12 protein-coding genes, 1 tRNA gene and 1 pseudogene are annotated in these 15,820 nt (G+C 60.4%); all 14 read right to left on the bottom strand.

The annotated features are described in order from the left end of the window. Positions 1 to 20: 20 nt before the first annotated feature. Entirely contained in the window at positions 21 to 2,102 is a 2,082-nt protein-coding gene (gene fusA, locus VJR29_03155; protein HKY62392.1) for an elongation factor G, read from the bottom strand. Between the two features lie 43 nt (positions 2,103 to 2,145). Continuing rightward, complete coding sequence (gene rpsG, locus VJR29_03150) at positions 2,146 to 2,616, bottom strand: 30S ribosomal protein S7 (GenBank protein HKY62391.1); 471 nt, start codon at positions 2,614 to 2,616, stop codon at positions 2,146 to 2,148. A gap of 2 nt (positions 2,617 to 2,618) precedes the next feature. Beyond that, a complete protein-coding gene (rpsL, locus tag VJR29_03145; protein HKY62390.1) occupies positions 2,619 to 2,990 on the bottom strand; it encodes a 30S ribosomal protein S12 in 372 nt (123 codons plus the stop codon). 246 nt (positions 2,991 to 3,236) lie between these two features. Further along, on the bottom strand, positions 3,237 to 7,355 hold the full coding sequence (gene rpoC / locus VJR29_03140; protein ID HKY62389.1) for a DNA-directed RNA polymerase subunit beta': 4,119 nt from the start codon (positions 7,353 to 7,355) through the stop codon (positions 3,237 to 3,239). An 86-nt stretch (positions 7,356 to 7,441) separates the two neighbouring features. After that, positions 7,442 to 11,542, bottom strand: a pseudogene (rpoB, locus tag VJR29_03135) (DNA-directed RNA polymerase subunit beta). A 109-nt stretch (positions 11,543 to 11,651) separates the two neighbouring features. Further along, the gene (rplL, locus tag VJR29_03130; protein HKY62388.1) at positions 11,652 to 12,035 is read right to left on the bottom strand and encodes a 50S ribosomal protein L7/L12; all 384 of its coding nucleotides are present in this window, start codon (positions 12,033 to 12,035) and stop codon (positions 11,652 to 11,654) included. A 39-nt stretch (positions 12,036 to 12,074) separates the two neighbouring features. Further along, positions 12,075 to 12,593, bottom strand: coding sequence for a 50S ribosomal protein L10 (rplJ, locus tag VJR29_03125; protein ID HKY62387.1), 519 nt, complete (start codon positions 12,591 to 12,593; stop codon positions 12,075 to 12,077). 146 nt (positions 12,594 to 12,739) lie between these two features. Continuing rightward, on the bottom strand, positions 12,740 to 13,432 hold the full coding sequence (rplA, locus tag VJR29_03120) for a 50S ribosomal protein L1 (GenBank protein ID HKY62386.1): 693 nt from the start codon (positions 13,430 to 13,432) through the stop codon (positions 12,740 to 12,742). A 69-nt stretch (positions 13,433 to 13,501) separates the two neighbouring features. Then, complete coding sequence (gene rplK, locus VJR29_03115) at positions 13,502 to 13,924, bottom strand: 50S ribosomal protein L11 (GenBank protein ID HKY62385.1); 423 nt, start codon at positions 13,922 to 13,924, stop codon at positions 13,502 to 13,504. A 45-nt stretch (positions 13,925 to 13,969) separates the two neighbouring features. After that, the gene (gene nusG, locus VJR29_03110) at positions 13,970 to 14,500 is read right to left on the bottom strand and encodes a transcription termination/antitermination protein NusG (protein ID HKY62384.1); all 531 of its coding nucleotides are present in this window, start codon (positions 14,498 to 14,500) and stop codon (positions 13,970 to 13,972) included. 16 nt (positions 14,501 to 14,516) lie between these two features. Next, the gene (gene secE, locus VJR29_03105) at positions 14,517 to 14,894 is read right to left on the bottom strand and encodes a preprotein translocase subunit SecE (GenBank protein HKY62383.1); all 378 of its coding nucleotides are present in this window, start codon (positions 14,892 to 14,894) and stop codon (positions 14,517 to 14,519) included. A gap of 22 nt (positions 14,895 to 14,916) precedes the next feature. Then, positions 14,917 to 14,989, bottom strand: a tRNA-Trp gene (locus VJR29_03100). A 185-nt stretch (positions 14,990 to 15,174) separates the two neighbouring features. After that, positions 15,175 to 15,324 carry a 50S ribosomal protein L33 gene (gene rpmG, locus VJR29_03095; GenBank protein HKY62382.1) on the bottom strand — a complete coding sequence of 50 codons (150 nt, stop codon included), beginning with the start codon at positions 15,322 to 15,324 and terminating at the stop codon, positions 15,175 to 15,177. Between the two features lie 42 nt (positions 15,325 to 15,366). Beyond that, positions 15,367 to 15,820: EF-Tu/IF-2/RF-3 family GTPase (locus VJR29_03090; protein ID HKY62381.1), on the bottom strand; the 454-nt coding region annotated here is incomplete at its 5' end.

The raw sequence follows: 15,820 nt of genomic DNA, 5'->3' as shown, positions 1-15,820 counted from the left end.
CTTTCGACATGGTATCTCCTTTATCTGCCTTGAGACTTCGCGATGATTTCTTCGCCGATGTTCTTCGGCACGGCCTCGTAGAGACCGAACTGCATGGTAAACGTTGCCCGGCCCTGGCTCTGAGAGCGCAGATCGGTGGCATAGCCGAACATATTGGCCAGCGGCACCTGGGCCTTGATCACGTAAGAGCCGGCGCGAACCTCGGTGTTGAGGATCTTGCCCCGCCGGGAGTTGAGATCACCGGTGACCGAGCCCATGAAATCCTCGGGCACCACGACTTCAACGTCCATGATCGGCTCGAGCAAAACCGGATTGGCCTTGCGAGCGGCCTCCTTGACGCAGATCGAACCGGCGATCTTGAAGGCGATTTCCGAGGAATCAACGTCGTGAAAACTTCCGTCATAGAGGGTCGCCTTGACGTCGACGGTGGGATAACCGGCGAGCACGCCGCCTTCCAAAGCCTCTTGGACGCCCTTCCGAACCGCCGGGATGAACTCCCGCGGAATGACTCCGCCGACGATCGCGTCGACGAACTCGAAACCCTTGCCCCGCTCCAGCGGCTCGACCTTGAGCAAGACGTGGCCGTATTGGCCGCGACCGCCGGTCTGCCGGATATACTTCGTTTCGGCCTCGGCCGGAGTCGTGATCGTCTCGCGGTAAGCGACTTGGGGACGGCCGACGTTGGCGTCGACCTTAAATTCGCGCATCAAGCGGTCGACGATGATTTCCAAATGGAGCTCGCCCATGCCGGCGATAATCGTCTGGCCGGTCTCTTCGTCGATCCTCACCTTGAAGGAAGGATCTTCCTGGGCCAGCTTTTGGAGCGAAAGACCGAGCTTATCCTGGTCGGCCTTGGTCTTGGGCTCAATCGCGACGCTGATCACCGGATCGGGAAACTCGATCGACTCGAGCAGGATCGGCTTGGCCTCGTCGCAGAGGGTGTCGCCGGTGGTGGTGAACTTGAGGCCGACCGCAGCGGCGATGTCGCCGGCGCCGATGCCCTTGATCTCTTCGCGCTGGTTGGCGTGCATCCGGAGGATGCGGCCGATCCGCTCCTTGCGGTCCTTGGTCGCGTTGTAGACGTAGGAGCCGGCATCGAGGCGGCCCGAATAAACCCGGAAATAAGTGAGCTGGCCGACGAAGGGGTCGGTCATGATCTTGAAAGCCAGGGCCGAGAAAGGCTGCTTCTCGTCGGCGGCGCGAGTCTCGACTTGGTCGGGCTTGCGCGGAACCAGGCCCTCGACCGGCGGAATATCGAGCGGGCTCGGCAGGTAATCGACAACGGCATCGAGAAGCTGCTGGATACCCTTGTTCTTGAAAGCGGCGCCGCAGAGAACCGGCGTGATCTTCATCTTGACGGTGGCACTTCGAGCCGCCCGCTTCAGGTCTTCGTAGGAAATTTCTTGGCCGTGGAGGTATTTCTCCATCAGGGCCTCGTCGTGCTCGACGACGGCCTCGATCAGCTTGTCGCGGTAGCTCTTGGCCTGCTCGAGATAATCGGCCGGAATTTCGGTCTCTTCGAATTTGGCGCCGAGCGAGCTTTCGTCGAAGCGAATGGCCTTCATTTGCAGCAGATCGATGACGCCCTGAAACCGGTCCTCGGCGCCCATCGGAATCTGGAAGCAAACCGGATTGGCCCGCAGCCGCTCGTCCATCTCCTTCACCGCCCGGTAGAAATCGGCGCCGGTGCGGTCCATCTTGTTGATGAAGGCGATTCGCGGAACGTGATACTTGTTGGCTTGACGCCATACCGTCTCGGACTGGGGTTCGACCCCGCCGACCGAGCAAAACACGCCGACCGCGCCGTCAAGGACCCGCAGCGACCGCTCGACTTCGATGGTGAAGTCGACGTGGCCCGGCGTGTCGATGATGTTGACCCGGTGGTTCTTCCAGAAGCAGGTGGTGGTCGCCGAGGTGATGGTGATCCCCCGCTCCTGCTCCTGTTCCATCCAGTCCATCACGGCCGTGCCTTCATGGACCTCGCCGATCTTGTGCGAGACCCCGGTGTAATACAGGATCCGCTCCGTCGTCGTGGTCTTACCGGCATCGATGTGGGCCATGATGCCGATATTCCGTGTTTTGGTTAATGGATACTCAGCCATAAAAACAGGGCCCGCAAAAACCGCGGGCCCTTTCCTTCAAATCTTACCATCGATAATGCGCAAAAGCCTTATTGGCCTCGGCCATCTTATGGACGTCTTCGCGTTTCTTGACCGCGGCGCCGCGATTGTTGAGGGCGTCGAGGATTTCGCCGGCCAGCCGGTCGGCCATCGTCTTCTCGCCGCGCTCGCGGGCATAGTCGACCAACCAGCGCAGACCCAGCGAGACCCGGCGCTCCGGCCGGACTTCCATCGGAACCTGGTAGGTCGCGCCGCCGACCCGGCGGCTGCGGACTTCGACCACCGGCTTAATATTTTCCAAGGCTTGCTTGAAAAGCTTCATCGGATCGTCGTTGAGCTTGCCGGCGACGATGTCGAAGGAGCCGTAGACGATGCCCTCGGCGGTGCTCTTCTTGCCCTGGAGCATAACCTTGTTGACCAGCTTGCTGATCAGCTTGTCGTGGAACTTAGGCTCGGGAAGAATCTTCCGCTGAGCGGTGGTGCCTTTGCGCGACATAATTATTTAGGCCTCTTGGCGCCGTACTTGGAGCGCGATTGGCGGCGCTTCTCGACGCCGGTGGAGTCGAGGGTGCCGCGAACGATGTGATAGCGCACGCCGGGGAGGTCCTTGACGCGGCCGCCGCGAATCAACACAACCGAGTGCTCTTGCAGGTTATGGCCTTCGCCCGGGATGTAGGAGGTCACCTCGATCCCGTTGGTGAGGCGCACGCGGGCGACCTTGCGAAGAGCCGAGTTCGGCTTCTTGGGGGTCGTCGTATAGACGCGGACACAGACGCCGCGCTTCTGCGGACAGCGTTGCAGGGCCGGGGCCGTCCCCTTGTAGCGGGTCGCCTTGCGGCCGATGCGGATCAGTTGGTTAATCGTTGGCATAAGCTCGTTCCAATGACGCAAAAGATCCCCGGATGACGCCTAACCCTCCAAATCGGGGCTAGAGCCTCGTCTTGGGATCAAAAAATTATGTTTAATTTCAATTAGTTAGCTTGTCTACTGACAGGCCAGCCAAAAATAGGCGCGTTACGTATCACGTGCCTTTTGAATCTGTCAAGGCAGATCGGTACGAATCTGCCCAGCAAATTCAAGCGTTTAAGCCTTCGACGGGCTCCCCCGCCGCGGTTCTTAAGCGCTCAGGTTACTGGTGGCCGCCACCGGGGCTTGTTCTTCCCCGGTTTCGTCCACTTCCATCTTCAAATCACGGTACTGCCGCAGTCCGGTACCGGCCGGAATGAGGCGGCCCATAATCACATTTTCCTTCAAACCGCGCAAGTGGTCGACTTTCCCCGAAACCGCCGCCTCGGTAAGGACGCGGGTGGTCTCTTGGAAGGAAGCCGCCGAGATGAAGGACTCGGTCGAGAGCGAGGCCTTGGTGATGCCGAGGAGCATCGGCTCGCCGGAAGCCGGCTTGCCCTTCTTGGCCCGCACCTGGGCGTTGACGCGCTCGAACTCGTCGCGCTCCACCTGGTCGTCCAGCAGAAGGTTGGTATCGCCGGCGTCCTTGATTCGGACCTTGCGCAGCATCTGCCGCACGATGGTCTCGATGTGCTTGTCGTTAATCTTGACGCCCTGCAGACGATAGACTTCTTGGATTTCGTCGACCAGGTACTTGGCCAGGGCCTTTTCGCCCAGGACCTTCAGAATGTCATGGGGGTTGGACGAGCCATCCATCAGGGGCTCGCCGGCCTTGACGAAGTCGCCCTCGCGGACCGCCAAGTGCTTGCCCTTGGCGACCAAGTACTCATTGGGCTCGCCGACTTCGGGCGTGACCACGACCTTCCGCTTGCCCTTGGTGTCCTTGCCGAAGCTGACCACGCCGTCGACTTCGGCGATGATCGCGACTTCCTTGGGCTTGCGAGCTTCGAAGAGCTCGGCGACCCGGGGAAGACCGCCGGTGATGTCCTTGGTCTTGGTGGTTTCGCGCGGGATCTTGGCGATGACGTCGCCGGCGATGACCGGCTGGCCTTCCGACACCGTGATGTTGGCGCCGATCGGCAGGAGGTAGCGGGCTTCGTTCTTCGAGTTGGGCAGCTTTTGAGTCTGGCCGCGCTCGTCCTTGATCGACACCCGGGGCCGGAGATCGGCCTGCTTGGCCTCGGTGATGACCTTGCGGGAGAGACCGGTGACTTCGTCGACTTGCTCCTGCATGGTGCTGCCGTCGACGATGTCGCCGAATTTCACGACGCCGTCGACCTCGGTGAGAATCGGGATCGAGTAGGGATCCCATTCCGAGAGCAGGGTCTTGGGCGGAACCCGTTGGCCTTCCTTGACCAGGAGCTTGGCGCCGTAGGTCAGAGTATACTTCTCGCGCTCGCGGCCGGCATCGTCGACGATGGCCAGCTCGCCGTGGCGATTCATGACGGTCAACGAGCCTTCGCGGTTGGTGACGGTCTTGACTTCGATCAGCTTGACCACGCCCTCGTTGCGGTTATCCAAGGTCGATTGCTCGGCCCGCCGGCTGGCGGCGCCGCCGACGTGGAAGGTCCGCATGGTGAGCTGGGTGCCGGGCTCGCCGATCGCTTGGGCCGCGATGACGCCCACCGCCTCGCCCAAGTTGACCAATTGACCGCGAGCCAAGTCGCGGCCGTAGCAGAGCGAGCAGACGCCCCGCGGCGATTGGCAGGTGAGCACCGAACGGATGCGCACCTTTTCGATGCCGGCATCCTGAACGATATCGACGCGTTTTTCGTCGATCTCGGTACCGGCCTTGACCAGCAATTCGCCGGAGTACGGGTCCTTGACGTCATCCAAGACGACGCGGCCGAGGATGCGGTCGCCCAACGGCTCGATGATTTCGCCGCCTTCCACCAGCGGCGACATCCAGATGCCGTCCAAAGTGCCGCAGTCGTTCTCGGTGATGACCATGTCTTGAGCGACGTCGACCAAACGCCGGGTAAGATAACCGGAGTTGGCGGTCTTGAGAGCGGTATCGGCCAAGCCTTTGCGCGCGCCGTGGGTCGAGATGAAGTACTGCTGCACGGTCAGACCTTCGCGGAAGTTGGTCGTGATCGGCGTTTCGATGATCTCGCCCGAGGGCTTGGCCATCAATCCGCGCATACCGGCGAGCTGCCGCATCTGCATCGCGGAACCGCGGGCTCCGGAGTCGGCCATGATGTAAATCGGATTGAAGCTCGGCAGGGTCTTCTCGCTGCCGTCCTCTTGCTCGACCTTCTCGGTGCTCATCTGCTTGAGCATTTCGTTGGCGATGGCCTCGGTGACCTGGGCCCAGATGTCGACGATCTTGTTGTAGCGCTCACCGTCGGTGATCAGGCCGTCGATGTACTGGTTCTCGACGTCGCGGACCTCGTTGTAAGCGTTCTCGAGCATGCCGCTCTTGGCCGAGGGGATCTTCATGTTGTCGAGGCAGATCGAGATGCCGGCCTTGGTCGAGTATTTGAAGCCGATGTCCTTCAAGCGGTCGGCCAAGATGACGGTCTCCTTGTTGCCGGCGACGCGGTAGCAGCGGTCGACCAGCTCGGCGATCGACTTCTTGTCCATCGTCTTGTTGATGACGCTGAACGGAATCGCCGAAGGGATGATTTCGGAGAGCAAGATGCGGCCGGTGGTGGTCTCGATGCGCTCGCCGTTGATGCGCACCTTAATTTTGGCCTGAAGATCGAGGGTCTTGGTCTCGTAGGCCAAGGCCACTTCCTCGGGGCTGGCGAAGACCCGGCCCTCGCCCTTGGCGTGAAGCCGCTCGCGGGTCATGTAATAAATGCCGAGGACCATGTCCTGGGTCGGGACGATGATCGGCTTGCCGCTGGCCGGCGAGAGGATGTTGTTGGTCGACATCATCAGGACCCGCGCCTCGAGCTGAGCTTCGACCGAAAGCGGCACGTGGACCGCCATCTGGTCGCCGTCGAAGTCGGCGTTGAAGGCCGCGCAAACCAGCGGGTGGAGCTGGATCGCCTTGCCCTCGACCAACACCGGCTCGAAGGCCTGGATGCCGAGGCGGTGCAAGGTCGGCGCGCGGTTGAGCAGGATCGGATGCTCTTGGATGACTTCATCCAAGACGTCCCAAACTTCGGGCAATTGCTTCTCGACCATCTTCTTGGCGCTCTTGATGGTGGAGACGTAACCGCGCATCTCGAGCTTGTGATAGATGAAGGGCCGGAACAGCTCGAGGGCCATGATCTTGGGCAAGCCGCATTGGTGCAGCTTGAGATTGGGGCCGACGACGATGACCGAACGGCCGGAGTAATCGACGCGCTTGCCGAGCAGGTTCTGGCGGAAGCGGCCCTGCTTGCCCTTCAGCATGTCGGAGAGCGAGCGGAGCGGACGGCGGTTGGGGCCGGTGAAGACCTTGCCGCGGCGGCCGTTGTCGAAAAGGGCATCGACCGCCTCTTGCAGCATCCGCTTCTCGTTGCGGATGATGATGTCGGGCGCGTTGAGTTCCATCAGCCGCTTGAGGCGGTTGTTCCGGTTGATGACCCGGCGATACAAATCGTTGAGATCGCTGGTGGCGAAACGGCCGCCTTCCAGCGGAACCAGCGGGCGGAGATCGGGCGGGATGACCGGGATGACTTCCATCATCATCCACTCCGGCTTGTTGCCGGAATCGCGGAAGGCTTCGACGACCTTGAGGCGCTTGGCGATCTTCTTCTTGGTGGCCTCGCTCTTGGTCTTGGTCAAATCCTTGCGCAGCTTCTTGGCCAGCTCGTCGCAGTCGATCTTGCGCAGGATCTCGAGGATGGCGTCGCCGCCCATCCGGGCGGTGAAGCCGTCGAGGAACTCCTCGCGGGCTTTCTGGAACTTATCCTCGGTCAGGATGTCGCCCTCGGCCAGGCTGCTGGTGCCGGGATCGGTGACGACATAGGCCTCGCAGTACAGGACTTTTTCCAGATCCTTGAGGGTCATGTCGAGGATGGTGCCGATCCGCGAAGGCAGGCTCTTCAGGAACCAGATGTGGGCGACCGGGGTGGCCAGATTGATATGGCCCATCCGCTCGCGGCGAACCTTGGACTGGATGACCTCGACGCCGCATTTCTCGCAGATGATCCCGCGGTGCTTCATGCGCTTGTACTTGCCGCAATTGCACTCGTAGTCCTTCACCGGGCCGAAGATCTTGGCGCAGAAGAGGCCGTCGCGCTCCGGCTTGAAGGTGCGGTAATTGATGGTCTCGGGCTTCTTCACCTCGCCGTGCGACCAGGAGCGGATCATCTCGGGCGAAGCCAGCGAGATCTTGATCCCGGTGAAGGACAGCGGATCTTTCGGTTTTTCGAAGAAGTTCTGGATATCCATAATGTTCTCTTGATCCCTACTTGTAGGGGCGACCCTCGCGGTCGCCCGCAGCACGGGCACCCGCAAGGGGTGCCCCTACATTATTTATCCTCAATGAGCTCCACGTTGAGAGCCAAGCTTTGCAATTCTTTCACCAGCACGTTGAAGGACTCGGGCAGGCCCGGTTCGAGGGTGTTGTCGCCCTTGACGATGGCCTCGTACATCCGGGTCCGGCCGATGACGTCGTCGGACTTCACGGTCAGGAACTCCTGCAGCGAATAGGCGGCGCCGTAGGCCTCCATCGCCCAGACTTCCATTTCTCCGAGCCGCTGACCGCCGAACTGGGCCTTGCCGCCGAGCGGCTGCTGGGTGACCAGCGAGTAAGGTCCGATCGAGCGGGCGTGGATCTTGTCGTCGACCAAGTGGTGGAGCTTCAAGATATACATGATGCCCACCGTGACCGGCTGCTCGAAGGCCTCGCCGGTGCGTCCGTCGAAGAGCACCGTCTGGCCCGACTCCGGCAGATCGGCGAGCTTCAGCATGTCCTTGATCTCGCTTTCCTTGGCGCCGTCGAAGACCGAGGTCGCGGTGTGGATGCCGCGATAGACCCGGCGAACGACGTCGAGAAGCTCCTTCTGGCTGAGCGACTCGAGCTGCTCCAAAGCGGCCAGGTTCTTGCCATAGGCCTTCTTCAGGAAGGCGATCAGGTTCTCCTTGCTCTGGGCCTCTTCGACGATCTTTTGGATCTTCTCGCCGAGACCGCGAGCCGCCCAACCCAAATGGACCTCGAGGATCTGACCGATGTTCATACGCGAGGGAACGCCCAGCGGATTGAGCACGACCTCGACCGGCCGGCCGTCTTCCATATAAGGCATGTCCTCGACCGGCAGGATCCGGGAGATGACGCCCTTGTTGCCGTGGCGTCCGGCGACCTTGTCGCCGACCGAGATCTTGCGCTTGATGGCGACGTAGACCTTGACCATCTTGATGACGCCCGGCGGCAGCTCGTCGCCCTTCTTGAGCTTGTTGATCTTCTGGTCGAAGACCATCTTCGAGAACTCGACCTGCTCTTCCATGCCTTCGAAGAGCTCGCTCAACTCGGCTTCGATGTCGTCGCCGTCCTGAACGGTGATCTCGGACCACTTGCCCACCGGCATCTGGTCGAGGATCGCGTTGGTGATGCTCTTGCCCTTGGTCAGGTAGACCTTGTCGGTCTCGTCATCGACGACCTTGGAGGAGCTGGTGCGGCCGACCAGGAGACCGCGGATCTTCTTGGCCGAGCTTTCCTGGAGGATCTTGATCTCGTCGTCCAAGTCCTTGCGGAGCTTCTCCGACTCGGTGCTCTGGATCTCCTTGGCCCGGTCGTCGAGCTCGGCACCCTCGCGCGAGAAGACCTGAGCGTCGATGATAATGCCGCTGACGCCCGGCGGAACGCGGAGGGAGGTGTCCTTCACGTCGCCGGCCTTTTCGCCGAAAATCGCGCGGAGCAGCTTCTCTTCGGGCGAAAGCTGGGTCTCGCCCTTGGGAGTGATCTTGCCGACCAGGATGTCGCCGGGCTTCACCTCGGCGCCGATCCGGATCATGCCGGAGTCGTCGAGGTCCTTGAGGGCCTCCTCGCCGACGTTGGGAATGTCGCGGGTGATCTCTTCCTTGCCGAGCTTGGTGTCGCGGGCGACGCACTCGAACTCCTCGATGTGGATCGAGGTGAAGATGTCGGTCTTGACCAGATCCTCGGAGAGCAGGATCGAGTCTTCGAAGTTGTAACCGCCCCAAGGCATGAAGGCGACCAGGACGTTTTGGCCCAAGGCCAAATCGCCCAATTCGCAGGAAGGTCCGTCGGCGAGAGTGTCGCCCTCCTTCACCTTCTGCCCGGCCTTCACCACCGGCTTCTGGTTGTAGCAGGTGTTTTGGTTGGAGCGGCGGTACTTGATCAAATTATAGATATCGACTTCGCTGGTCTCTTTGCGGCTGGTCTTCTCGGCCTTGACCACGATGCGGGTCGCGTCGACGCTCTGGACGACGCCGGAGCGGCGGGCCCGGATGCAGACGCCGGAATCGTCGGCGACCTTGCGCTCGACGCCGGTGCCGACCAGCGGGGTCTCGCTGCGGAGCAGCGGGACGGCCTGGCGTTGCATGTTCGATCCCATCAAGGCGCGGTTGGCGTCGTCGTGCTCGAGGAAGGGGATCAGCGAGGCCGCGATCGAGACGAGCTGGTTGGGCGATACGTCCATCAGCTCGACTTCCTTCGGCTGGACCAGAACGAACTCGCCGTTCTTCCGGCAGCTGACCAGGTCGCTCTGGAAATTGCCCTTCTCGTCGATCTCGGCGTTGGCCTGGGCGATGTAGTAGCCCTCTTCGTCGAGGGCCGAGCAGTAGATGACCTCGTCGGTCACCCGGCCTTCGGCGGCCTTGCGATAAGGCGTCTCGATGAAGCCGAACTCGTTGACCCGGGCATAGCTCGAGAGCGAGGCGATCAGACCGATGTTCGGACCTTCGGGCGTCTCGATCGGGCAGATCCGGCCGTAGTGGGTCGGGTGAACGTCGCGGACTTCGAAGCCGGCGCGCTCGCGGGTCAGACCGCCCGGTCCCAAGGCCGAAAGACGGCGCTTGTGGGTGACTTCGGAGAGCGGGTTGGTCTGGTCCATGAACTGCGAGAGCTGGCTGGAACCGAAGAACTCCTTGACCACCGCCGAAACCGGCTTGGGGTTGATCAGGTCATGGGGCATGAGGGTCTCGATCTCTTGGAGGCTCATGCGCTCCTTGATCGCCCGCTCCATCCGGACCAAGCCGATGCGGTATTGGTTCTCGAGCAGCTCGCCGACCGCGCGGACGCGGCGGTTGCCCAAGTGATCGATATCGTCGACCTGGCCGAAGCCGTCCTTGAGGTTCACCAGGTACTTGATGGTGTCGAGGATGTCTTCCTTGCGCAGGGTCGTGATCTCGAGCGGGACATTGAAGCCGAACTTGTGGTTGATCTTCAGCCGGCCGACCTTGGAGAGGTCGTAGCGCTCGGGGTTGAAGAAAAGGTTCTCGAAGAAGGCGGTCGCCGTCTCGACGGTCGCCGGATCGCCGGGCCGCAGTCGGCGATAGATCTCGGTGATGGCCTCCTCGCCGGTCGGGACCTTGTCGATGAGCAAGGTGTTGCGGAGATAGGGGCCGACGTTGAAGTTGTCGATGAAGAGCAGCGGGATCTCGGCGATCTTGCGCTTGCGGATCTCGTCGAGCTTCTCCTCGGTCAGGACTTGGTTGCACTCGAGGATGACCTCGCCGGTCGACTTGTCGACGATGTCGTGGGCCGCCGGCCGGCCAATGACGTCTTCGTTCTCGACCGGGATCTCGGTGACCTTGGCCTTCTGCAATTTCTCGATGGCCGACTGGTTGAACTTGCGGCCCTTCTTCACCAAAACCTCGCCGGTCTTGGGATGCTTGATGTCCTTGGCCGCGCGCTGCATGGCCAGGACCTCGGGCTCGACGTTCTTGAAGAGGTTCTTGCCCTCGTAGGTCACGACCTCGGTCTTGTAGAAGTAGTTCAGCATGGCCTCGGTGTTGAGGCCGAGAGCGCGGACCAAAACGGTGACCGGCAATTTGCGGCGGCGGTCGATCCGGACGTAGACGATGTCCTTGGGATCGAACTCAAAGTCGAGCCAGGAGCCGCGGTTGGGGATGATCCGGGCCGAATAGAGCAGCTTGCCCGAAGAGTGGGTCTTGCCCTTGTCGTGCTCGAAGAAGACGCCGGGCGAGCGGTGGAGTTGGGAGACGACGACCCGCTCGGTGCCGTTGATGATGAAGGTGCCGGTGTCGGTCATCAGCGGGATTTCGCCGAAGTAAACTTCCTGCTCCTTGACGTCGCGGATCGAGCGGCCGCCGGCGTCGTCGCTGACGTCCCAAACGACCAGGCGGACGGTGACCTTGAGCGGCGCCGAATAGGTCATGCCGCGCTCGCGGCATTCGTTCATTTCATAGGCCGGGCGCTCGAAGCGGTAGGAAACGAACTCGAGGCTGGCGGTCTGGTTGAAGTCGCGAATAGGAAAAACACTCTTGAAGACGCCTTGCAGGCCGGTGTCTTCGCGCGATTCCGGCGCGACGTCGGCCTGGAGGTACTTGTCGTAGCTGAGCTTCTGGATCTCGATCAAGTTGGGCAGCTCGACGACCTTTTCGATCTTCGAAAAATCTTTTCGTAAAATGCCGGCGGGGACGTGGGAGGAACTCATCGACTCTCCTGTCGGGGCTTGCAGCCTGGATAAAAATTAAAAAAACCAAAAAAGGCAGGTTCCCCCCTCACTGGAGGGGGAAACCCGCGAAACGAATACCGTCGAGAGACTACTTGACCTCGACCTTGGCGCCAGCCTTCTCGAGCTGGTCCTTGAACTTGGCGGCGTCTTCTTTGCTGACGCCTTCCTTGACGTTCTTGGGAGCGCCTTCGACCAGATCCTTCGCCTCCTTGAGGCCCAAGCCGGTGATGGCCCGGACTTCCTTGATGACGTTGATCTTGTTGTCGCCGGCATTGGTCAGGACGACGGTGAACTCGGTCTGCTCTTCGGCCGCCGCGGCAGCGCCGCCGCCACCGCCGCCCGCCATCACCGCCACCGGGGCGGCCGCGGAGACGCCAAACTTCGTCTCGAAGGCCTTCACCAGTTCGGCGACTTGGAGGAGGGTCATGCTTTCGATGGTTTCCAGAATATCTTCAGCTTTAACGATAGCCATTTTGTAATTCCTTATTTCAAAAAAATTAATGAGTGTTGGTTATGCGGTTTTCTTGTCGCGGATGGCCGCCAAAACGGTGGCCAGTTGCCTGGGCAACGCGCTCATGACGTTCACCAAGTTCTGCGCCGGGGCGTTCAACGAACCCAGCATCTTGGCGAGCATCTCTTCGCGCGAAGGGAGCTTGGAAAGGGTTTCGACGTCGGCCGCCTTCATCATCTTTCCAGACATGAAGCCGCCCTTGATCTTGGCCTTCTCGAACTCCTTGGCGAACTTGACCAGGATCTTGGCCGGAGCCACCGGGTCGCTCTCGCTGGTCACGACCGCGGTCGGACCGACGAAAAGCTCGCTCAGCGGCTCCATCGGAGTGCCTTTCAAGGCCAAGGTGGCGAGGGTGTTTTTCAGCACCTTCACCTCGGCTTTGGTCTGGCGGAGCTCCTGGCGCAACTTGGTCAATTCGCTGACCTTGAGGCCTTGGTATTCCGCGAGAAGGGTCACGCAGGTCTTCTGAAAGCGCTCTTTGAGCGCTTCGACTTCCTGGGCCTTCTCCGTTCGGTTCATTTTCCCTCCATGAGAGATTTAGGTTTTTGTCCTAAATGAGTGAATCAGAGAGGGAAAATCCCGTCTCGGTGGGCGCTTTCGCCTTAATTTCCCGAAGGAAAACCCACGGTCTTGGACGCACTCATTCACTTTTCAAACAGCAAAAACTAACCGCGCACCGCCGTGTTCGGGTCGATGCGGATCCCCGGGCTCATGGTCGCGCTGATCGCAACGCCGCGGAGAAAGGTTCCCTTGCTCGACGAGGGCTTGGCCTTGACCACCCCTTCGATCAAAGAGAGCATGTTTTCTTTAATCTTTTCAGCGCCAAAGGAAAGCTTGCCAATGGGAGCGTGGACGATCCCGGCCTTTTCGTTGCGGAATTCGACCTTGCCCGCCTTGAGGTCTTTCACAGCTTTTCCGATGTCGAAGGATACCGTTCCCACTTTTGGGTTGGGCATCAGGCCACGCGGACCCAATACTTTGCCCAACTTACTGACAGCCACCATCATATCGGGTGTAGCAACCACTTTGTCAAAGTCCATCCAGCCGCCTTGGACCTTCTCGATCAGGTCGTCGGCCCCGACGAAATCGGCGCCGGCCTCCTGGGCCTCCTTCTCCTTGCCGCCCTTGGCGAAGGCCAAAACCTTGACCGCCTTGCCCAGGCCGTGCGGCAGGGCCACCGCGCCACGGACCAATTGGTCGGTCTGCTTGGCATCGATGCCCAAACGGAGGGCCACTTCCACCGTCTCATCGAATTTGGCCGACTTCATGCTTTCGAGCATCTTGACGGCCTCGTCGAGGGTGTATTTTTTGTCGGGATCCACGTTTTTCGCGGCGTTCTTGTATTTCTTTCCAGCCATAAAATCCTCTGAGTCTATTTCCCTTCGCAAATTTTTCGAATTTGCTGCGCGGCTCGGCTAAGCCGAGCCTTACTTAATTTCGATTCCCATGCTCCGGGCGGTGCCTTCGACCGTGCGAACCGCGGCGGCCAGATCCCGAACATCGAGGTCGGGCATCTTGAGCTTGGCGATCTCTTCGACTTGGGCCTTGGTGACCGTCCCGACCTTGTTCTTGTTGGGAACGCCCGATCCCTTTTGGATCTTGGCGGCCTTGATCAACAGGATGCTAGCCGGCGGAGTCTTGGTCACGAAGGTGAAAGAACGGTCCTGATAGACCGTGATCACCACCGGGATGATGAGGCCGGCGTCTTTTTGGGTCCGCGCGTTGAACTGCTTGCAGAACTCCATGATGTTGACGCCGTGCTGACCCAAGGCCGGTCCGACCGGCGGAGCCGGGTTGGCCTGTCCGGCCGGGCACTGCAACTTGATGAACGCCTGAACTTTCTTAGCCATACGAAATCCTTGCACGCGGGCGGGCGCGAGGCCCGCCCCTACTGATTAATTTTTCTCCACCTGCATGAAGTCGAGCTCGATCGGCGTGGAGCGGCCGAAGATGCTGACCAAAACCTTGAGCTTGCCCTTCTCGGGGTTCACTTCCTCGACGATGCCATTGAAGGTCGCGAAAGGACCGTCGACGACCCGGACCGATTCGCCCTTCTCGAAGCTGACCTTGGGCTTGGGCCGGAGGGTTCCCTCGTCGATCTGCTGGGTGATCCGGCGGACTTCCTCTTCCGGCACCACCGGCGGATGGGTGCTGTTGCCAACGAAGCCGGTGATCTTGGGCGTATTCTTGATCAAGTGCCAGGTGTCGTCGTTGAGCTCCATCTTGACCAGGATGTAGCCGGGGAAGAACTTGCGCGAGGTGGTCTTCTTCACGCCCTTCTTCATTTCGACGACGTTTTCCGAAGGCACCAGGACCTCGGAGAACATGGTGTCCTTGCCGAGGGCGCGAACGCGTTCTTCCAGCGCCAGTTTGGCCTTCTGCTCGAATCCCGAATAGGTATGTACGACGTACCACTGATGCGTCATAAGATCTTAAGTCCCGTTAAAGCGTGAGCAAGCTCCGCGTCAAAGTTCCCCAAAGGGCATCGAAGCCAAACAGCATCATCGAAGCGATGCTAACCATCACGACGATGACACCGGTCGAAGCCACGGTTTCCTGCATCGTCGGCCAAGTCACCTTGGAAAGCTCGGTCGCGACCTCCCCCAGGAAGGTGTAGGCCTTGGGGTTGCGCCGCACATAGATGAGAGCGCCGAGGGCCACCGCCAGCGCGATCAAGGCCGGCAAGCTGAGCGGCCAATTTTCCATGACCGGCAGGCGGAAGATGTCCCAAACCTGAAGCAGCAGGTGCCGCAACAGGTACCAAACCACCAAAGCCGCCAGGGCCAGGGAGAAGTCGATGTATTTTTTAAATCGCTCCATCTTGGTTTTTCATCTCAATTAGCAGGAGAGACAGGGATCGAACCTGCAACCCCCGGTTTTGGAGACCGGTGCTCTACCAATTGAGCTACTCTCCTATTCTTTCTCCCCTCCTTTGTAAGGAGGGGGTTGGGGGGAGGTAGAGGGTTGGCAAGTATGCGACGCTCTACCCCTCCCTAAACTAGTTCGGATAATGTCTTTCACACTACCGCGGAGTTTGCCTGGCGCCATTAAGGCGCCAGTTTCCTCCTTGCTCCCCTTACAAAGGGGAGGGAACAATCTATTACTTCGTCTCCTTGTGCGAAGTGTGCTTGCGGCAGAAGCGGCAGTACTTGCTTCGCTCAAGGCGATCGGGGGTCGTGGTCTTGTTCTTCTTGGTGGAGTAGTTGCGGTTCTTGCAAACCGTGCACTCCATTTGAATGATGTTACGCATAAGATGTCCTAAGGCGGGCGACCGCAAGGGTCGCCCCTACAATTATTCAATGATCTCGGTGCAGACGCCGGCGCCGACGGTGCGGCCGCCTTCGCGGATCGCGAAGCGCATTTCCTTCTCCAACGCCACCGGCGTGATCAGCTCGACCGTGATCGCCACGTTGTCGCCAGGCATCACCATCTCGACCCCCGCCGGCAATTCCACCACCCCCGTCACGTCGGTCGTCCGAACGTAAAACTGCGGCCGATAGCCCTTGAAAAACGGCGTGTGCCGCCCGCCCTCTTCCTTCGACAGGACGTAAACCTCCGCCTTGATCTTCTTGTGCGGCGTGATCGAGCCCGGCTTCGCCAACACCTGCCCGCGCTCCACTTCTTCTTTCTTGGTCCCGCGTAGCAAGGCCCCGATGTTGTCTCCCGCCCGACCCTCGTCGAGCAGCTTCCGGAACATCTCAACCCCGGTGATGACCGTCTTCTGGGTCGGCTTGAATCCCACGATC

The organism is bacterium (genome assembly GCA_035281585.1).
Lineage (GTDB): Bacteria > UBA10199 > UBA10199 > DSSB01 > DSSB01 > DATEDP01.
This window is presented reverse-complemented; position numbering and strand designations above follow the sequence as displayed.